General features: G+C 73.3%; 14 protein-coding genes. 11 read left to right on the forward strand and 3 right to left on the reverse strand.

From position 1 onward, the window contains the following. The first annotated feature begins 7 nt into the window (after positions 1-7). Genes cysT through FFT10_RS04370 form a run of 3 tightly spaced genes read left to right on the forward strand, consistent with a single transcriptional unit; the run spans position 8 to position 2,810 of the window. Positions 8-841: a sulfate ABC transporter permease subunit CysT gene (gene cysT, locus FFT10_RS04360; protein ID WP_137731563.1), complete on the forward strand. Its 834-nt coding sequence runs from the start codon at positions 8-10 to the stop codon at positions 839-841. Between the two features lie 4 nt (positions 842-845). After that, a complete protein-coding gene (gene cysW / locus FFT10_RS04365) occupies positions 846-1,727 on the forward strand; it encodes a sulfate ABC transporter permease subunit CysW (protein WP_137731564.1) in 882 nt (293 codons plus the stop codon). 3 nt (positions 1,728-1,730) lie between these two features. After that, positions 1,731-2,810 carry a sulfate/molybdate ABC transporter ATP-binding protein gene (locus FFT10_RS04370; protein WP_137731565.1) on the forward strand — a complete coding sequence of 360 codons (1,080 nt, stop codon included), beginning with the start codon at positions 1,731-1,733 and terminating at the stop codon, positions 2,808-2,810. A gap of 19 nt (positions 2,811-2,829) precedes the next feature. Here the strand turns inward: FFT10_RS04370 and FFT10_RS28930 are convergent, their stop codons facing one another. Next, positions 2,830-3,378 carry a thiamine-binding protein gene (locus FFT10_RS28930; protein WP_444544322.1) on the reverse strand — a complete coding sequence of 183 codons (549 nt, stop codon included), beginning with the start codon at positions 3,376-3,378 and terminating at the stop codon, positions 2,830-2,832. A gap of 205 nt (positions 3,379-3,583) precedes the next feature. On the opposite strand from FFT10_RS28930, the gene ssuC reads away from it, so the two are divergent. The 6 genes from ssuC (at position 3,584) to FFT10_RS04405 (ending at position 9,606) form a co-directional block, all read left to right on the forward strand. Then, positions 3,584-4,393 carry an aliphatic sulfonate ABC transporter permease SsuC gene (ssuC, locus tag FFT10_RS04380; RefSeq protein ID WP_137731567.1) on the forward strand — a complete coding sequence of 270 codons (810 nt, stop codon included), beginning with the start codon at positions 3,584-3,586 and terminating at the stop codon, positions 4,391-4,393. Then, positions 4,390-5,148: an ATP-binding cassette domain-containing protein gene (locus FFT10_RS04385; RefSeq protein WP_137731568.1), complete on the forward strand. Its 759-nt coding sequence runs from the start codon at positions 4,390-4,392 to the stop codon at positions 5,146-5,148. The genes ssuC and FFT10_RS04385 overlap by 4 nt, the downstream gene beginning before the upstream one ends. Positions 5,149-5,230: 82 nt before the next feature. Continuing rightward, positions 5,231-6,241, forward strand: a complete 1,011-nt coding sequence (locus tag FFT10_RS04390) for a sulfate ABC transporter substrate-binding protein (RefSeq protein ID WP_137731569.1) — start codon at positions 5,231-5,233, stop codon at positions 6,239-6,241. 58 nt (positions 6,242-6,299) lie between these two features. Then, entirely contained in the window at positions 6,300-6,890 is a 591-nt protein-coding gene (locus tag FFT10_RS04395; RefSeq protein ID WP_137731570.1) for a hypothetical protein, read from the forward strand. 11 nt (positions 6,891-6,901) lie between these two features. After that, positions 6,902-8,086: a helix-turn-helix transcriptional regulator gene (locus tag FFT10_RS04400; protein WP_137731571.1), complete on the forward strand. Its 1,185-nt coding sequence runs from the start codon at positions 6,902-6,904 to the stop codon at positions 8,084-8,086. Positions 8,087-8,181: 95 nt separating this feature from the next. Beyond that, complete coding sequence (locus tag FFT10_RS04405) at positions 8,182-9,606, forward strand: serine hydrolase domain-containing protein (RefSeq protein ID WP_137731572.1); 1,425 nt, start codon at positions 8,182-8,184, stop codon at positions 9,604-9,606. Positions 9,607-9,741: 135 nt separating this feature from the next. On the opposite strand, the gene FFT10_RS04410 is transcribed toward FFT10_RS04405, so the two are convergent. Continuing rightward, positions 9,742-10,056, reverse strand: coding sequence for a BON domain-containing protein (locus tag FFT10_RS04410; RefSeq protein ID WP_137731573.1), 315 nt, complete (start codon positions 10,054-10,056; stop codon positions 9,742-9,744). A gap of 275 nt (positions 10,057-10,331) precedes the next feature. On the opposite strand from FFT10_RS04410, the gene FFT10_RS04415 reads away from it, so the two are divergent. Then, a complete protein-coding gene (locus FFT10_RS04415; RefSeq protein WP_137731574.1) occupies positions 10,332-10,712 on the forward strand; it encodes a DUF4398 domain-containing protein in 381 nt (126 codons plus the stop codon). A gap of 47 nt (positions 10,713-10,759) precedes the next feature. Beyond that, complete coding sequence (locus FFT10_RS04420; protein ID WP_137731575.1) at positions 10,760-11,734, forward strand: OmpA family protein; 975 nt, start codon at positions 10,760-10,762, stop codon at positions 11,732-11,734. 22 nt (positions 11,735-11,756) lie between these two features. Here the strand turns inward: FFT10_RS04420 and FFT10_RS04425 are convergent, their stop codons facing one another. After that, positions 11,757-19,973, reverse strand: coding sequence for a GH36-type glycosyl hydrolase domain-containing protein (locus tag FFT10_RS04425; RefSeq protein WP_137731576.1), 8,217 nt, complete (start codon positions 19,971-19,973; stop codon positions 11,757-11,759).

Raw genomic sequence — 19,973 nt, forward strand, 5'->3', positions numbered from 1 at the left:
GCCCCCCATGCTGCTGCGCAAAGCGCTGCTCAAGCGCCACAGCGTGCTGCCCGGTTTCGATCTGGCGCTGGGCTTCACGCTGCTGTACCTGAGCTTCATCGTGCTGATTCCGCTGTCGGCGGCCTTCCTGAAGACGGCCACGATGACCTGGCCGGCCTTCTGGGAGACGGTGACCGCACCGCGGGTGCTGGCCAGCTACCGGCTGACCTTCGGCGCCAGCCTGGGCGGCGCATTGGTCAACGCGGTCTTCGGCCTGATCGTGGCCTGGGTGCTGGTGCGCTACGACTTTCCGGCCAAGCGCTTCATCGACGCGCTGGTCGACCTGCCGTTCGCCCTGCCCACCGCGGTGGCCGGCATCGCGCTGACCGCGCTGTACGCGCAGAACGGCTGGATCGGCCAGTTCCTGCCGTTCAAGGTGAGCTTCACGCCGCTGGGCGTGTTCGTGGCGCTCACCTTCATCGGCCTGCCCTTCGTGGTGCGCACGGTGCAGCCGGTGCTGGAAGACCTGCACAAGGAATTCGAGGAAGCCGCCGCCACCCTGGGCGCCAACCGCTGGCAGACCTTCCGGCTGGTGATCTTCCCGATCCTGGCACCGGCCCTGCTCACCGGCTTTGCGCTGGCCTTCGCCCGCGCATTGGGCGAGTACGGCAGCGTGATCTTCATCGCCGGCAACATGCCGATGGTCAGCGAGATCACGCCGCTGTTGATCATCACCAAGCTCGAGCAGTACGACGTGCAGGGTGCCACCGCGATTGCCGTGGTGATGCTGGTGGCCGCCTTCATCCTGCTGCTGGGCATCAACGCGCTGCAGGGCTGGGCCCGCCGCCGCCAGGGCCGCTGACACCATGAACACCGACCCCCAACCGCTGGCCCCGCCGCGCCTGCGCAACGCCACCACCGAGCCCACCTGGCTGAAGTGGACGCTGATCGGCGTGGCGCTGGCCTTCCTGACCTTCTTCCTGTTCATCCCGCTGGCCATCGTCTTCGTCGAGGCGCTGAAGAAGGGCTGGGAGGTCTACCTCGCAGCCGTCATCGAGCCCGACGCCGTCTCGGCGATCAAGCTGACGCTGATCGCCGCGGCCATCTCGGTGCCGCTGAACCTGGTCTTCGGCGTGGGCGCAGCCTGGGCGATTGCCAAGTTCGAGTTCAAGGGCAAGAGCCTGCTGCTGACGCTGATTGACCTGCCGTTCTCGGTGAGCCCGGTGATCTCGGGCCTGATCTTCACCCTGGTGTTCGGCCTGCAGGGCTGGTTCGGCGAGTGGCTGCGCGACCATGACCTGAAGGTGATCTTCGCGGTGCCGGGCATCGTGCTGGCCACCATCTTCATCACCTTCCCGTTCGTGGCGCGCGAGTTGATCCCGCTGATGCAGGCCCAGGGCACCGAGCAGGAAGAGGCCGCCCGCGTGCTGGGCGCCAACGGCTGGCAGATCTTCTGGCGGGTGACCCTGCCCAACGTGAAGTGGGCGCTGCTGTACGGCGTGATCCTGTGCAATGCGCGGGCGATGGGCGAGTTCGGCGCGGTCAGCGTGGTCTCGGGCCACATCCGCGGCCAGACCAACACCATGCCGCTGCACATCGAGATCCTCTACAACGAGTACCAGTTCGCCGCGGCGTTTGCGGTGGCCAGCCTGCTGGCGCTGCTGGCCCTGGTGACGCTGGGACTGAAGTACGTGGTCGAGCAGCGGGTGAAGGCGCAGAAGCGCAGCACCGGCGACCGGAGCGAGTGAACCATGTCCATTGAAGTCAGAAACCTCAACAAGCGCTTCGGCCCCACCGTCGTCTGCGACAACCTGAACCTCGACATCCCCGATGGCGAGCTGGTGGCGCTGCTGGGGCCGTCGGGCTCGGGCAAGACCAGCCTGCTGCGCATCATCGCCGGGCTGGAGGTGCCCGACAGCGGCACCGTGCTGTTCCACGGCCAGGACGCCACCCACACCGATGTGCGCGACCGGCAGGTGGGCTTCGTCTTCCAGCACTACGCGCTGTTCCCGCAGATGACCATCTTCGAGAACGTGGCCTTCGGCCTGCGGGTGCGGCCCAAGGCCACGCGGCCGTCTGAAGGTGAGATCAAGAGCAAGGTGACCGCGCTGCTGAAGCTGGTGCAGCTGGACTGGATCGCCGACCGCTATCCGCACCAGCTGAGCGGTGGCCAGCGCCAGCGCATCGCCCTGGCCCGCGCGCTGGCGGTCGAGCCCAAGGTGCTGCTGCTGGACGAGCCCTTCGGCGCGCTGGATGCCAAGGTGCGCAAGGAGCTGCGCCGCTGGCTGCGCCGCCTGCACGACGAGATGCATGTGACCAGCGTCTTCGTCACCCACGACCAGGACGAGGCCATGGAAGTCGCCGACCGCATCGTGGTGATGAACCAGGGCCGCATCGAGCAGGTGGGCAGCCCGGACGCCGTCTACGACCACCCGGCCACGCCCTTCGTGCTGCAGTTCCTGGGCGACGTGAACCTGTTCCACGGCCGCACCGGCCACCAGGGACATGGGCCCGGCGGCGCCACGGCCGCCGTGGACGATGTGCACTATGTGCGCCCGCATGAACTGGACGTGGTGGCTGAAGCCGCTGACGGCACCTGGCCCGCCGAGCTGTCGCAGGCGCTGACCCTGGGCCCGGTGACGCGCCTGGAGTTCAAGCGCGAGGACGGCAGCTATGTCGACGTGGAACTGAGCCGCCAGCGCTGGCAGCAGCTGCGCGACAGCCTGAAGCTGGCCCCCGGCAGCCGCGCCCACCTGAAGCCGCGCCAGGTGACGCGCTTCATCAGCAGCGGCCCGCAGACGGTGGCGGACGATCCGGCGGCTGCCATCTGAACCGGGCGCAGTGCCCAGCTCAGGGGCGGAACTTGCGCACCAGATCGGCCACGCTGGGCCCACCGGCCTGGGCACCGCTGGACACCTTGATGATGCTCAGGGTTCGCTCGGCGCCAGCCTCCAGCGTGGCCTGGTGCACGGCCTGCAGCAGCAGCCAAACCTTGTCGGCCGGCCCCTCGACCACCGTGCCCAGCGCATGCACCTCGAAGCGCAGGCCCGATGCCTGGATGACCGCGATGGCGGCGTCCACATGCTTGTAGCGGTCGTCGGCGGTGCCCACCGGCCGCGGAACGACCTGGATCTCGGCCAGCATGTGCGGGCTGGCCGCTGTGCTGCCGGTAGCCGGCAACGGCTGCGCGGATGCCGCCGCGCCCGCCAGCAGCCACAGTGGAACCCAGGCATGCCGCAGACGGCGCCAGGAGGAAAGGAAAACGGAAGACGCCATGTCCAGGCCTTGCAGATCGCAGGTCGGCGAGCGTCCGGGGCCTTCCGGCCGGCGTGAGAAAGCGGACACCGGCCGACCCTGGAGCATGCTTCCCTGCGCGAGGATTACCTCAATCAGGTTCAAAGGGACTCTCTCAGTCGGCACCGGCCTTGCGGCCCTGCCAACACCCCCAGCGATGCACCGCCCGCAGCACCCTGGCTGTCCCGGCGATTCATCCGAAGTCTAAGGCCGCCAACGGCGGATGGGCCGGCACGTTGTTCGGTCTGGAATACTGCCGCTCCCCGGCGTCCGGCAACGCGGCGCACCGGGCCGCACCTTCCCTGCTTCCATGTCCGCCCCTGCCACCTCCTCCAACAGCCTGGCCACGCTGCGCCGCCGCATCACCCCCTGGCTGGTGCCGATCGGCATCCTGATCGTCTGGCAGATCGCCTCCACCGCAGGCTGGCTGTCCACCCAGGTGCTGCCCGCGCCCTGGTCGGTGGCCCAGGCCTGCTGGCGCCTGGCGGCCAGCGGTGAACTGGCCGCCCATGTGGCGGTCAGCAGCCAGCGTGCGGCCATCGGCTTTGCCATCGGCGGCGGCCTGGGGCTGCTGCTGGGCCTGCTGACGGGCAGCCTGCGGCTGGCCGAGACCCTGCTGGATTCCACGCTGCAGATGGTGCGCAACATCCCGGCGCTGGCGCTGATCCCGCTGGTCATCCTGTGGTTCGGCATCGACGAGACGGCCAAGCTGTTCCTGGTGGCCTTCGGCGTGTTCTTCCCGGTCTACCTGAACACCTTCCACGGCATCCGCTCGGTCGACAAGGGCCTGATCGAGATGGCCCGCAGCTACGGCCTGTCGGGCTGGCAGCTGTACCGCCAGGTGATCCTGCCCGGCGCGCTGCCGTCCATCCTGGTAGGCGTGCGCTTCAGCCTGGGCCTGGTGTGGGTGCTGCTGATCGTGGCCGAGACCATCTCGGCCGAAGCCGGCATCGGCTACCTGACGATGACGGCGCGCGAATTCCTCCAGACCGACGTGGTGCTGGTGGGCATCCTGCTGTATGCCGCGCTGGGCAAGCTGGCCGATCTGGCCGCCAAGGCGCTGGAGCGCCGGTGGCTGCGCTGGCACCCCGCCCACCAGGGCGTGGGCCGCACCGCATGACCGGCCTGCACCTGCAGCTGCGCGGCATCGGCAAGCACTACGGCGCGCGCCAGGTGCTGCGCGGCATCGACCTGGACATCGCGCCGGGCACGTTCGTTGCCATCGTCGGCCGCAGCGGCTGCGGCAAGAGCACGCTGCTGCGCCTGCTGGCCCAGCTGGAGCCACCCGATGCCGGCCACTTGCAGGCCGCGGGGGGCCAGCCGTTGGCCGCGCTGCGCCAGGACATCCGCATGATGTTCCAGGACGCGCGGCTGCTGCCCTGGAAGACGGTGCTGCACAACACCGCCCTGGGCCTGACCGGCACCGACGCGCTGGACCGCGCCCGCGACGCCCTGGCCGCAGTGGGCCTGGCCGACCGCGCCGACGACTGGCCGGCCGTGCTGTCGGGCGGGCAGCGGCAACGTGTTGCCCTGGCCCGCGCCCTGGTGCATGCGCCGCGCCTGCTGCTGCTGGACGAGCCGCTGGGCGCGCTGGACGCGCTGACCCGCATCGACATGCACCGGCTGATCACAGCGCTGTGGCAGCGCCATGGCTTCACCGCGCTGCTGGTCACCCATGACGTGGCCGAAGCCGTGGCCGTGGCCGACCGGGTGCTGCTGATCGAGGACGGCGGCGTGGCGCTGGACCGCACCATCGACCTGCCGCGGCCGCGGGTGCAGGGCTCGCCAGCCTTCGCCCAGCATGAGGCCGAGATCCTGGCCCGGGTGCTGCAGCGCCCGGACGGCAACGCACCGGCTTCCTCGGTTGCTGCATGAGCTTGCGCGCATTGCGTCGTTGGGCCAGGCAGGCGGCCTGCCTAGCATGGTGGCCATCCCTGCACTGCAATGCCACCGCACCATGCACCTTCCGCTCCTCCGCCGCAGCCTGCTCGCCCTGGGCCTGGCCGCCGCCAGCCTGGCCGCACAGGCCAAGGACATCACCCTGCTGAATGTCTCCTACGACCCCACGCGCGAGTTCTACGCCGACTTCAACAAGGCCTTCGCCAAGCACTGGCTGGCCAAGACCGGCGACAACGTCATCGTCAAGCAGAGCCACGGCGGCTCGGGCAAGCAGGCGCGCTCGGTGATCGACGGCCTGGACGCCGACGTGGTGACCCTGGCCCTGGCCTACGACATCGACGAGCTGGCCGCCAAGGCCCAGCTGATCCCGGCCGACTGGCAGAAGCGGCTCAAGCACAACAGCAGCCCGTACACCAGCACCATCGTGTTCCTGGTGCGCAAGGGCAACCCCAAGGGCATCAAGGACTGGGACGACCTGGCCAGGCCCGGCATCAGCGTCATCACGCCCAACCCCAAGACCAGCGGCGGTGCCCGCTGGAACTACCTGGCCGCCTGGGGTTATGCGCTGAAGAAGTTCGGCAACTCCGAGGCCAAGGCACAGGCGTTCGTCGGCAAGATCCTGGCCAACGTGCCGGTGCTCGATGCCGGCGCCCGCGGCAGCACCACCACCTTCGTCGAGCGCGGCATCGGCGACGTGCTGCTGGCCTGGGAGAACGAGGCCCTGCTGGCGCAGAAGGAGCTCGGCCCGGACAAGTTCGACATCGTCGCGCCCAGCCTGTCCATCCTGGCCGAACCGCCGGTGGCGGTGGTCGACAAGGTGGTCGACAAGAAGGGCACGCGCGCCGTGGCCCAGGCCTACCTGGAGTACCTGTACAGCCCCGAGGGCCAGGACCTGGCCGGCCAGAACTACTACCGGCCGATCGACCCGGCGGTGGCCGCCAGGTACGCGAGGCAATACCCCAAGGTGAACCTGTTTACCATCGACGAGGTGTTCGGCGGCTGGGCCAAGGCGCAGAAGGCCCACTTCGCCGACGGCGGCAGCTTCGACAAGGTCTACACCCGGAAGTGACCGCCACGCGCCCAGGCCAGAATCCCCACCGGAGCGATCCGGCACGGGGAGGACGGCGATGGGACGCGAAGCAAGCTGCGCGGCGCAGGTGGGTGCCGAGACGGCGACGGTGAAGGCGCTGCTGGAAGCGCAGGCGCTGATCCTGCGCGGCAGCCTGCGGCGGCGCTGGGCGCTGGCGGCCCTGCAGCACCTGCAGGTGGCCGGGGAGGCGCTGCAGTTCCAGGCCGATGGCGAAGCGGTGCGCCTGCAGCTGGGCGCCGCCGAAGCCGGCCGCTGGCTGCTGAAGATCCAGACACCGCCGCCCAGCCTGGCCGCCAAGCTGGGCGTGGCACCCGGTGCGCCGGTGTGGCTGCACGGCGCGGCCGACGACGCCGCGCTGGCCCAGGCCCTGGCTGGCGCCACCACCACCGACCCCGCCGCCGCCACGCAGATGCTGGTCGTGGTGATCCGCCCGGCCGATCTGGACGCCGCGCTGCAGGTGCATGCCGGCCTGGCCTGCCCCGGCCTGTGGCTGGTGCACCGCAAGGGCCGCGGCGTGGCGCTGGGCGACACCGCCATCCGCACCGTGTTGCGTGACCGCGGCTACGCCGACCACAAGACCACCGCAGTGTCCGACACCCTCACCGCCACCCGCTGGCGCCGCGGCTGAGCACCGCCCCGATGCCGACCATCACCCTGCCGACCTGGGACCTGGTGCTGCGCGGCGCCGTGGCCGGCCTGCTGCTGCACCACCTGCTGCACCTGTTGCTGCCTGGGCCGCGGCCGGTGGTGCGCCGGGTTCTCGCCGGTTTCGTCGCCAGCGTGGCCGGCTACCTGGCCTGCCAGCAGCCGGTGCTGCTGCTGCACCTGCCAAGGCCGCTGGCGCATGGGCTGCTGACGGTCTGCGTCGGCTCGGCCGCCTGGCTGTGGGCGGCCACGCGCGGGCTGTTCGACGACGGTTTCCGCTTCAGCGTGCCGGTGGCGGCGGTGATCGCCGGCACCACGGCGCTGGGGCTGGCGGCCAACCTGCCGTACTTTCCAGCCGGTGACGGGCCATTCCTGCAGCACCCGCCGGATGGGCTGGTGGCAGGCCTGGGCCGGGCCCATGGGCTGGCCATGCTGGCCTGCAGCGCCGCCGCGCTGTGGGAAGCGCTGCGCGGCTGGCGCGACGATCTGGTGGCCAGCCGCCGGGCGCTGCGGCGCTGGGCGGCAGTGGGCATCGTCGGCTACGCCGGCCTGGCCCTGGTGGTGGAACTGGCGCTGCGCGGCCAGCCGGTCGGCCCGCTGCTGCCGGCGCTGCATGTGGCGGTGATCGGCGCCATCGCGCTGTGGCTGTCGCTGGTGGTGGCGCGTGGCTCGCTGGCGGATGTGCTGGGCCCCGACATGGCCACCGCCCCGCCACCGCTGGCCGACGCCGCGCCCGCCGCCGCGCCCGACAGCGGTCCGGCGCCCAACCAGCCGCCTCCGCCCCCACCCCTGCCCGCCCGCAGCGCCCAGGCCCTGGCCCGGCTCGACACCCTGCTGCGCACCGAGCAGGTGCATCACACCGATGGCCTGTCGCTGGCCGACCTGGCCGGCCGCCTGGGCCTGGGCGAGGCCGCGCTGCGTGCGCTGATCCATCAGCACCTGGGCTTCCGCAACTTCAACGACTTCCTGCACCACCACCGGCTGGCCGATGCGGCACAACAGCTGGCCGCCGACGACCAGCCGGTGCTGACCGTGGCCCTGGCCTGCGGCTACGGCTCGATCGGGCCGTTCAACCGCGCCTTCAAGCAGCGCTTCCGCACCACGCCCACCGCCTACCGGGCCGCGCTGCGGCTGGGCCAGGCGCCACCAGACCCGCCGGAAACCCAGGTTTCGGCCTGATTTCGCGAGGAATCGGCCAGCGCACGCGACAAATCGGCCAGACCGCGGACACGGCGGTGGCCAGCATCGGCGGCATCCCCACTCCGGAGCCGACGATGCCCACCCCACCCCCCCACCAACTGCGGCACCTGGCCCGATGGCTGGCCCTGGCCACCGTGGCCGGCGCCACCACCGGCTGCGGCAGCTTTCGCATCGACCAGGCCGCCCGCACCGCCACCGGCTTTGCCAGCCATGTGCTGTGCGATGAGGTCTACATCACCGGCACCACGCTGCAGCGCGCCCTGGACGACCGCATCCGGCCGATGCCGGCCATGCGCGCCGTGGGCTGGGCCCTGGCGGTGCAGGCCGATCCGGCGGCGCAGACACTGCAGGTCACGCTGGCCGGCGGCTTCACCAGCCTGGCCCGCTTCAGCGCGCGTGACGGCTGCCAGGTGCTGGCCGACGGCGATGGCAGCCAGCCCCCTCCGGAGTCCCCGCCAGACCGTCCCACGCCCGACCTGCCGCCCGACCCCGACGGCAGCACGCCGGTGCCCGCCACCAGCCCGCGGCTGCAGGCAGCGCTGGCGCGCGCCCTGCCTGAGCCGGCCGATGCCCACCGCACCCGTGCGGTGCTGGTGCTGCACAACGGCCGCATCGCCGGCGAGCGCTATGCCGCCGGGTTCGGGCCAGACACGCCGATGCTGGGCTTCTCGCTGAGCAAGTCGGTCACCAACGCGCTGGTCGGCATCCTGGTGCAGCAGGGGCGGCTCGATCCGGTGCGCCCGGGCGTGCTGCCGGCCTGGCAGAACCCGGCCGATCCGCGGCACGCCATCACGCTGGAACACCTGCTGCGCCAGACCAGCGGGCTGGACCTGTGGCAGAACAACAGCGGCTTCGACCCCAGCGCGCAGATCATGTACACCGTGCAGGACAAGGCCGCGGTGGCCGCCGCCGCGCCGCTGGCGGCGCCGCCAGGCCACCGCTGGGCCTATGCCGACACCCACTACAGCCTGCTGTCGCGCGCCGTGCGCGATGCCGTGGGCGGCGATGCCGCCGCGGTGCGCGGCTTCCTGCAGACCGCGCTGTTCGGCCCGCTGGGCATGCGCCACGCCCGCATGGACATCGACAGCACCGGCACCGGCATGGGCGCCGCGCATGTCACCGCCAGCGCCCGCGACTGGGCGCGCTTCGGCCAGCTGTTCCTGGACGACGGCGTGGTGGCCGGCCAGCGTCTGCTGCCACCCGGCTGGGTGGCCTGGAGCACCACGCCCACCAGCACCCCCACGCGGACCACCGGCTATGGCGCCGGCTGGTGGACCAACCGCCAGAGCGGCAACGTGCCCGAGTGGGGCGTGCCCTGGGGCCTGCCCTCGGCACCGGCCGATGCCTTCTTCGGCCGCGGCTTCATGGGCCAGTTCGTGGTGGTGGTGCCGTCGCGCCGGCTGGTGGTGGTGCGCCTGGCCAGCAGCCACGAGCGTGGCGACGACATCGCCGAGACCGACCGCATCGTGGCCGACATCCTGGCGGCCACGGCCGACTGAAGCGCAGCGCCTGCCCGCGCCCCGGACCCCAGATCCCGGCCCCGGAAACGGCAACGCCAGCGGCTGGCGCTGGCGTTGCAGGGGACGCGGCGGCGGGGCGCGCCGCTCAGCGGCGCGGCGCCCGGGCGCCGGCGGTCACGGGCGCAGGGCGATCTCGTTCTTCACGGCCTTCACGCCGCTGACCTTCCAGGCCAGCGCCTCGGCGGTGCTGCGCTCGGTCGGGCCCTTGGCGAAGCCGGACAGCATCACCGTGCCCTTCATCGTCTCCACGCTGATGGCGGCGGCGTCGACCATCTGGTTCTCGACGAATCGGGCCTTCACCGCGGTGGTGATGGCCGAGTCGTCGACATAGGCGCCAACGCTCTCCTGGCCGCGGGTGACGGCACAGCCGGTGGCGGTGAGCAGGACGATGGACGTGATGACGGCGGCGAGGATGTTGCGTTGTTGCATGGAGGGCTCCTGGGGGTGGTGGGGATCTGGTCGGGCCGTTGCCTGGCCGCGTCCATCGGCTGCCAGGCACCGGGTCTGCGACCCTGCTGGTCACTGTAGGCAGCGGCGTGGCCAGGGCCCATCGGCGGGCAGCCGGCCCTGCTGTAGGACGGCAAGCCGTTGTGCCCGCCGGTGCGCCACCGCACCGACCGGCCCGGCGCGCCGGCCCACCCTGGCCCCAAGGTGGCCACGGTTGCGCCGCCCCCGCTTCTTCCATTGCCCTGAAAGGCTCCACGATGCACCACCACCCTGCCCGCGGCACTGTTCGCCCCACACTCGCCGCCCTGGCGCTGCTGGCCCTGGGCGCCTGCGCCAGCGTGCCACCACCCACCGCCCAGCTGGCCGTCAGCACCGCGGCCCTGGCCCATGCCAATGCCGCCACCGGCCAGGGCCAGCCGCAGCCCGAGCTGGCCCTGGCGCGCGACAAGCTGCAGCGCGCCAACCAGGCCCTGGCCGACAAGGACCACCTGGCCGCCGGCCGCCTGGCCCAGCAGGCCCAGGTGGATGCGCTGGTGGCCGAATCCCGCGGCGAGACCGCCAAGGCCCGCCGCGCCGCCCAGGAGGTGCAGTCCGCCGGCCAGGCCCTGACCGACGAGCTGGCGCGCAAGAAGCCGTGATGCCCGCCGCCCACCTCCTCGCCCGACCACACACCCAGGATCTGCCCATGACCTCGCCCTTGCACCACCCCGCCCGCCCGTTCCTGCTGCCGCTGGCCGTGCTGGCCCTGGCCGCCCTCACCGCCTGCGCCAGCGCGCCGCCGGCCAATGCCCAGCTGGACGCCGCCCGCAGCCAGCTGCGCGCCGCCCGTGCCGACCCGCTGAACCAGGGCCTGGCCGGCCCCGAACGGCAGAACGCCGATGCCGCGATGGACGCCGCCGAGAGCGCCCTGGCCAAGGGCGAGGACAGCGCCAGCGTCGACCACCTGGCCTACCTGGCCAGCCAGCGCACCGTGCTGCTGCAGCAGGCCGGTCTGCGCCGCCAGGCCGAAGCCACCGTGGCGCAGGCCACCGGCCAGCGTGACCAGCAGCGCCTGGCCGCCCGCACCCAGGAGGCCGACAGCGCCCAGCGCAGTGCCCAGGCCTCGCAGCGGGATGCACAAGCCTCGCAGCGCGACGCCCAGATGGCCCAGCGCCAGGCCGAGCTGGCCCAGCGTGATGCCCAGGCCGCCCAGCGCGAGGCCGGCGCTGCCCAGGTGCAGGCCGGCGATGCCGAGCGCCGCGCCGCCATGCTGGCGGAGCAGCTGAAGGCGATGGACGCCCGCCAGACCGACCGCGGCATGGTGGTGACCATCGGCGATGTGCTGTTCGACACCGACCGCGCCGAACTCAAGCCCGGCGGCCTGCGCAGCATGGACAAGCTGGTGGCCTTTCTGCAGGCCTACCCGCTGCGCCGCGCGGTGGTGGAAGGCTTCACCGACAGCACCGGCGGTGCCGACCACAACCTGGCCCTGTCGGGCCGCCGTGCCGAGGCAGTGCGTGCCGCCCTGGTGGGCGCCGGCGTGGGCGCGGAGCGCATCCGCACCCAGGGCTTCGGCGAGCAGTTCCCGGTGGCCGGCAATGCCGATGCCGGTGGCCGGCAGGCGAACCGCCGGGTGGAGATCTTGCTGTCGGACGACAGCGGGCTGATCCCGGCGCGCTGAGCACCCTGCACAGGCCGCCGGCTCAGGCGGCCGGCAGCTGCAGCACGAAGCAGCTGTCGGCCGGCAGGGCCGTCCAGTCCAGCACGGCGCCCACCGCCAATGCCACCGCATGGGGCGGCAGCGGCTGGGCACTGCCGGGCCGGCGCAGCAGGAACTGCATGCGGTGGCCGTCGCGGTCCAGCGCCAGGCTGGCCTGCGGCCAGTGCGCCGGCAGGCTGGGCCGCAGGCTGAGCGTGCCGGCCTGCAGGTCCAGGCCGAAGATCGATTCCACCGCCGCCCGGTGCAGCCAGGCCGCGGCGCCGGTGTACCAGCTCCAGCCACCACGGCCGGCATAAGGCGCCTGGGCATACACGTCACCGGCCACCGCATACGGCTCCAGGCCGTACAGCGGGCCTTGCACCGGGTGCGCGCTGCGGTGGGCCGGGCTGATCCAGGTGAACCAGTCGTAGGGCCGGTCGCTGGCCGGCGCCAGGCCACGGGCCTGCAGTTCGGCCTGGGCCATCAGGCCCCACACCGCCGCATGGTTGTACTGGCCGCCGTTCTCGCGCACGCCGGGCGGGTAGGCCTGGATGTAGCCGGCGCTGGGCGCCGCCAACTGCAGCGGCGGGTGCAAGAGCCGCAACACGCCGGCCTGGCCATCGGCCAGCCGCGCCTGCACCGCTGCCATGGCCTGCTGCTGGCGGCCGGCCGGCGCGGTGCCCGACAGCACCGCCCAGGCCTGGGCGATCAGGTCGATGCGGGCCTCGGCCTGGGTGTGTGATCCCAGCGGCGAGCCGTCGTCGAAGAAGGCGCGCACATACCAGTCGCCGTCCCAGGCCGGGCCGTCCAGCGCGGCGCGCCAGCCCAGCGCCGCCGTGGCCCAGGTCTGGGCGCGGGCATGCTCGCCACGGGCCTGGGCCAGCGGCACCATGCCGGCCACCAGCGGGCCCAGGAACCAGGCCAGCCACACGCTCTCGCCCAGGCCGCCGATGCCCACCCGGTTCATGCCGTCGTTCCAGTCGCCGGCGCCCATCAGCGGCAGGCCGTGCACACCCACCCGCAGGCTGCGGTCCAGCGTGCGGGCGGCATGCTCGTACAGCGGCGCACGCTCGGCACTGGTGGCGGGCGTGTCGTAGCGGTCTTCGGCGCCGGGCGGCAGCGGCTCGCCATCGAGGAAGCCCACCACCTCGTCCAGCACCGCGGCATCGCCGGTGTGGCGCAGGTAGTGCAGCAGCGCATGCGGCAGCCACAGCAGGTCGTCGCTGAAATGGGTGCGCACACCGGCGCCGCCGGGTGCATGCCACCAGTGCTGCACATCCCCGGCGGTGAACTGGCGCGAGGCGCACAGCAGCAGCTGCGCACGCAGCAGGTGCGGCGCGGCCCAGGCCAGGGCCAGCGTGTCCTGCAGCTGGTCGCGGAAGCCGGTGGCGCCGCCGGCCTGGTAGTGGCCGGCCTTGGCCCACAGCCGGCAGCTCACCGCCTGGTAGAGCAGCCAGCGGTTGACCAGGGCGTCGAACAGCGGATCGGGCGTGGCCACGGTGGTGGCGCCGAGCAGGTGGTCCCAATGGGCCTGCACCTCGGCATGGCGCTGTGACGGCGGCTGGCTGGCCGCCAGCGCGGCCTGGCTGCGGGCCGCCGCCGGGTTGTCGGCATGGCCCAGCAGGAACACCTTGCCCAGGCGCTGGCCGGGGGCCAGGGTCACGTCCTGCGACAGCGCGGCGCAAGGGTCCAGGCCGGCGCCCTGCTGGCGGCCCAGGTGGTCGGGCAGCACCGGCTGGCCGCGGGCGTCGAACAGCTCGCGGCGGTCGCAGGTCCAGTCGTCGTCGGGGGCGCTGGCGGCGTCGGGGCCGGCCACGGCCAGCCAGGCGGTGGCCTGGCCCAGGCCGCCGGCGGCCTCGCGCTGGGTGGCCAGCAGCGCCGTCAGCCGGCCCTGCGGCAGGCGCTGGGTGTGCCGCGCGGTGTGCAGGGTGTGGCGCTCGGCGCGGCGCTCGCCCATCTGCCATTCGGCCACCGCCACCAGGCGCAGGCGCAGCGGCCGCGGCCCCAGGTTGTGCAGCCGCACGCTGAGCTGGCGCACCGGCTGGTGCCGGTCCACGCACCACTGCAGCTCGCAGTGCAGATCGCCGCGCTGGTGGCTGATGCGGGTGGAACCCGGCGCATGCACCACGCGGTAGTCGACACCGGGCGCGCCCCAGGCCGAGGGCGTGGCGCTCCAGGTCTGCATGCTGCGGCGGTCCTGCAGCAGCAGCCATTCGCCGGGCGGATCTGCCACCGGGTCGTTCTGCCAGGGCGTGATCTGGTGCAGCCGGCTGTTGTGGGCCCAGCTGTTGCCGCCGCCCGCCTCGCTGACCAGGCTGCCGAAGCCGGGGTTGGCCAGCACGTTGACCCAGGGCCTGGGTGGCCGTTGACCATGGCCGGCGTTGAAGCTGACGCTGTTGCCGTCGTCGCTGAAGCGGCCGTTGCTGGGCGCGCCCGGGCCGTGCACTGCCGTCAGCGCCACCGCCGAGCCGGCCTGGCGCTGCTCACGCGACTGGGCGTGGCCGGCCAGCCAGTCGTGCACATGGTGAAGCAGGCTGCGGCCGTCGGCCGACAGGCGCACCCGGGCCAGCACCTGCAGCGTGGACAGTTCGTCGGCCGACAGCGCATCGGCGCGCAGCAGGTGGAAGCCCACCGTGCCGGCCGCGCCCTCGGCGGCATGGCGGTCGCGCAGCGCGCCGATCTCGCGCTGCAGCGGCATCAGGTAGCTCGCCGGCTCGGCATTGACCACCACCAGGTCCATCGCCAGGCCGCCCCACTGCCACAGCTGCAGCGCCTGCGCCAGGGTGCGCAGCAGGCCCATGCCGGCCACCGAGCCGGCCGACACCAGCAGCACCGGCCGCTCGCCCGAGATGCCCAGGCGCCACAGCAGGCGCCGGTCGCAGGCCGCATCGGCACCACCGGCCGGGCCGCTGCTGCGGTGCAGGCACTGCACCAGCGCGGTGGTCAGTGCCTGCACCGCGGCCAGGTTGTCGGCATTGAGCCGCTGGCTGCGCTGGCGGATGCCGGCCAGCGTGGCCGACATCAGGGAGGACCGCTGCACATGGCTGGCCTGCCGGTAGGTGTCGACCAGCGCGCGCAACTTGCCGGCATCGGCGCTGGCTGCGGTGGCCAGGGTGAAGCGGGCCGCCGCCTGTGGCGCAATGCGCCAGCGCAGGGCCAGCACGCAGGCCGGGTCCAGCCCGGTGTCCAGCACCAGTGGCGCGCCCTGGGCAGGCAGCGGCTGCAGCGCGGCCAGCGGCTGGCTGGGCGCGCGGTTGCGGCCCAGCCAGCGGGCGCGGTCGGCCTGGCCGTGCACGCCCAGCAGCACCGCCTGGACGCTGGGCTCCACATCGGTGATGAAGTGGGCCAGGTGCAGCGCCGCCTCGTCGGCCAGGCGCGGCCGCCGCTGCAACACCAGGGCCTGCTGCGCCGGCTGCCACTGGGCCTGCACGAACAGCCCGCCGAAGGCCGGGTGGCCCTCGTCGGCACGTGGATCGGCCAGCACCGGCACGCAGGCCGAGACCAGCTCGATCTCGATCGCCGCATCGCTGGCATTGCGCAGTTCGATCTGGCGGAAGCCGATATCGTCTTCCGGGCTGACCCAGCAGGTCACATGGGCCTGCAACGCCGGCCATTCGGCGTCGAAGCACACCCGGTCGGCATGGAACACGCTGCGGTAGTGGGCAGCCGGATCGGGCGCGGGGTGCTGGGTGATCGACACCAGCGGGCCGCCGGGCGTGCGCCGCAGGTACAGGAAGTGGCCCTGGTCGTCGCGCAGGGCGTCGTCGCGCTCGCGCACCAGGGCCAGGGCGCCCAGGCGCAGCGTGCCGGCGCCGTTGGCCCGCAGGCTGACATGGAAGCGGCCATTGCTCAGCAGCTGGGTGGGTTCCACCGCCTGCTGGCCGGGCAGCACATGGCGCAGCAGGGCCGGCGCGCGGGCCAGCAACGGCGGCGTGCGCGGGCCGGCGGGCAGCGGCTGGCGCATCGGCACCTCGCGCGGGGCGCGTTCATGCAGCAGGGCCGACACCGCCTGCAGGTGCGGATCGGCCATGCCCCAGCGCTGCACCACGCCGTCCAGCAGCACATTGGCCAGGGCCACCAGGCTCATGCCCTGGTGGTGGGCCATGAAGGTGTTGACCGGGATGCAGGCGCCGCCGGCCACCTGCAGCGCCGGCGTGTAGTCCAGTGCCTCGATGAAGCCCAGCGAGCCCCGGGCGCCCAGGGCCTGCAGGCGCACCAGGTTGGCGCTGGCCAGTGCCGGCGCCACCTGGGCCGCCAGCACGCTGGCATAGGGCGCGATCACCAGCTCGTCCGGCGGCGTGCGGCGCAGCGCCAGGGCCGGCACGCCCTGCGGCGCGTACTGGTAGGCCAGGGTGTGGTCGCAGCCGGCATAGGCCGATTCAGAGATGCCCCAGGGCAGGTGCTGGCGGGCCACATAGGCCATCTGCTCGCGCACCGCCGCCAGGCAGGCGCTGCTGAGCACGCTGCCGGGCGGCTCGTCCAGCACCAGGCTGGGCATCAGGTACTCGAACATCGAGCCCGACCAGCTGCGCAGCCCGGCCACCGCGCCCACCGGGAAGAACGGCCGGCCCAGGGCCGACCAGTGGCGCACCGGCACGTCGCCCTTGGCGATGGCCAGCAGGCTGGTCAGCCGGGATTCGCTGGCCAGCAGGTCGTAGAAACCGGCGTCCAGCTGCTGCTCGGCCACCCGGTAGCCGATGTGCAGCAGGTGCCGGCGCGGGTGGTACAGGAAGCCGAAGTCGGCCTGCCAGGCCAGCGCGGCGCAGCGTGCGGCCAGGGCCTGCAGGCGGGCGGCCTCGGCGGCGCCGTCGGGCTCGGCCGCCAGCGCCGTGCAGGCCTGGGCCACGGCCAGCAGGTGGCCGCTGAAGTTGCCGCTGTCCACCGTCGACACATAACGCGGCAGCAGCGCGGCGCCGGTCAGCGTGTCGTACCAGTTCAGCAGGTGGCCGCGGTGGCGCTCCAGCCGGTCGACCGTGGCCAGCGTGGCCTCCAGCCGGGTGCAGAACTCGGCCGCGCCGATCCAGCCGAAGCGTTGCGCACAGGCCGCGCTGAGCAGGTACAGGCCGATGTTGGTGGGTGAGGTGCGGTGCGCCAGCATGGTGTGCGGCGTGGTCTGCAGGTTGTCGGGCGGCAGGTGCTGGTCGGCGGCGGTGACGCAGCGCTCGAAGTAGCGCCAGGTGTCGCGTGCCACGACCAGCAGGTGGCGGCGGGCGGTGGCATCCAGCGGCGCGCCGTCGCAGGCCGGCAGCGGCCGGCTGGCCCACCAGGTCCACAGCGGCGCGCTGGCCCACAGGCCGCACAGCGCGGCGGCCAGCGGCAGCTGGTCGCGGCCGGCGCCGCTGCCCCACCAGGCATCGGCGGCCAGCGCGGCCAGCAGGCCCAGCGCCACCACCGGCGTGGTCCGGTGCTGGCGCAGCAGGCGGCGCATGCCGGACGCGGCGGCGGCCTCGGCGGCGGCGGCGGTGGTCCACTGCAGCAGGTGGCGGTGGCTGACGGCCTGGCGCCACAGCGCGCGGCCGATGGCATCCAGTGCCGCCAGCGCCTGCTGCAGCAGCAGCGCCAGGTGCCACAGGCCGCCCAGCGCGGCGCGCAGCACGTCGGCCAGCGCAGCGCGGTAGAAGTGGCGTTTGGCGATGTCGTCACGGCTGGGCGCCAGGCCGGCCAGCGCCCCCATCAGCGGGCCGGCGGCGAAGGCCGCCAGCACCAGGGCCAGCGCCGCCGCCGGCGCCAGGCCACGGCCAGCCAGCGACAGCAGCAGCAGGCCCAGCGACAGCGGCGCCACCAGGGCGCGGCGCAGGTTGTCCAGCATCTTCCAGCGGTGCACGCCGGCCAGCGGCAGGCGGCCGGGCCACAGCAGCGGCAGCAGCTGCCAGTCGCCACGCATCCAGCGGTGCACCCGCGAGGCGGCCACGTCGGGGTGGAAGGGCGCATCCTCGACCAGCGTGATGTCGCTGAGCACGGCGCAGCGCGCCAGGCTGCCCTCCAGCAGGTCGTGGCTGAGCACCAGGGCCTCAGGCAGGCGGTCGGCCAGCACCGCCTGCAGTGCGGCCACATGCAGCAGGCCCTTGCCGCTGAAGCTGCCCTCGCCGAACAGGTCCTGGTACAGCTCGGAGCTGGCGGCGCCGTACGGGTCCACCCCGCCCTGGCCGGCAAACAGCCAGTGGAAGCGGGTGGCCTGGCCGGCGGCCGGCAGCGGCGTGGCCAGCCGCGGCTGCAGGATGCCGGCACCGCCCACCACCCGGCGCTGCACCGGATCGATGACCGGATGGTTGTGCGGATGGGCGGCCACGGCCACCAGCTCGCGCAGGCGGCCGGGTGGCAGCTGGGTGTCGGCATCCAGCGTCACGATGTAGGGCGTGCCCGCCACCAGCTGTGCGGCCGGGCCCAGGTCGGCAAAGGCGCCGGCGTCGCCGGTGGCCAGGGCGTGCACCAGCTCGGCCAGCTTGCCGCGCTTGCGCTCCCAGCCGATCCAGCACTGCTCGCTGGGGCTGAAGCGGCGCGGCCGCAGCAGCAGGATGAAACGCGGCGCACCGGGCCGCGGGTGCAGCGCATTCAGCGCCGCCAGCTGGCGCTGGGCATCGGCCAGCAGCGCGGCATCGCCCGGCAGCGTGGCGGCGGGCGCATCGGGCCAGTCGGCCAGCAACGCGAACTGGGCCTGGTCCTCGGGGTTGGCCAGGTGGTGCAGGCGCAGGCGGTGCAGCAGCGCGGCCACGCCGGCGCTGCTGGACAGGAAGGCCGGCACCACCACCAGCACCCGGTGCGCGGCCGGAATGCCCTCGGCCAGGGCCAGGCGCGGCAGGTGGGCCGGCCGGCGTGATTCGCTGATCAGCCGGTTGACCAGGGCCACCACCGCCTCGCCGGCCGGGCCCAGCAGCAGCAGCCCGGCCAGCAGCGCCGGCAGCACGGCCAGCCCGCTGCCGGCCAGCAGCCAGGCCAGCAGCGCCGCCGTCAGCCCTGCCAGCGTGCCCAGGTAGACGGGCAGGGCCAGCGCCGGTGCCCAGCGCTGCCAGGCCGCGCGCCAGGGCGCCGGCGGCAGGCCCAGGGCCTGGCGCAGCGCCGGGCGGCCGTCACCGGCCAGCCAGTGGCCCGCCGTGGCAGCCAGCGGATGGCCGCCCGCCGGGGCCTGCATCAGCCCCAGCAGTGCACCGGCCACGGCCAGCTCGCCCAGGCCGCTGCGGCGGGCCAGCAGCTCGATGGCATGCAGGGTGCGGTCGCAGGTGGTGGTGTCTTCGGCGGCGAACAGCGGTGCGCCCAGCATGCGCTGCATCAGCACGCTGCTGCGGCCGACGATGTCGGGCCAGTCGGCATCGCCGATGGCGCGCAGCGAGGTCACCGCGTTGCGCACGCTCAGGTTGTCGGCGGTCTGGTCGGCGCTCTGCTGGGCCAGCGCGGCGGCCGGCTCGGGCAGGGCCTGCTGCAGCCAGTCCAGCAAGTCGGGCGCCACCGGCATGCCGGAGCCGGCCACGCGGTCCTGCAGGCGCAGCGACAGCTGGGCCAGCCAGACGCCGTCGACCCCGCGCGCGGCCAGCAGCGCCCGCAGCTGCACCAGCACCGGCAGGCGCAGGCCGTGGATGCGGTCGCTCACCAGGTTGGCCAGCGCATGGGCGGCCTTGTGGGTGGCCAGGCGCTCGGCCAGGCGGCGCAGGTTCTCCACCAGCACCACCCGCAGCGTGGTGGGCAGGGCCCACATCTCGGCCAGGCCCAGTTCGCGGCTGTCCTGGTAGGCACGCAGGAAGCGCACCAGCAGGTCGTCGTCGACATCGCTGTCGGTGTGGGCCACGAAGGCCCAGGCGATGCCGTAGACCCGCGGCAGGCCGGCCAGCGGCTCGTCCTGCAGCACCGGCAGGCTGCGGAAGTAGCTGCCCGGCAGGCCGTCGTGGATGGCCTGCAGCTGGGCTTCGATCAGGTGGAAGTTGTCCAGCAGCCATTCGGCCGCCGGGCTGATGTCGTCGCCGCCGGCCTCGCGGGCCCCCAGGTAGGCATGGGCGCTGCGCAGCACCGCGATGTTGCCGCGCAGCCGCGGGAAGAAGGTGGCCTCACGCGCGCGCGGGCGCACCGCCTGGTGCGCCAGGCCGAGGCTGCGGCCATGCTGGGCGAACCGCTCGGGCCCGAAGATCTCCGAGCGGATCGGCGGCAGCACCATGCCGCGTGCCGGCGCCAGCAGCGCACGCAGCGCGGGCGGCGCATCGGGCAACAGCCGCCGCAGGGTGTCCGGCCCCAT

It is taken from the genome of Pseudaquabacterium pictum (assembly GCF_005403045.1).
Classification (GTDB): domain Bacteria; phylum Pseudomonadota; class Gammaproteobacteria; order Burkholderiales; family Burkholderiaceae_C; genus Pseudaquabacterium; species Pseudaquabacterium pictum.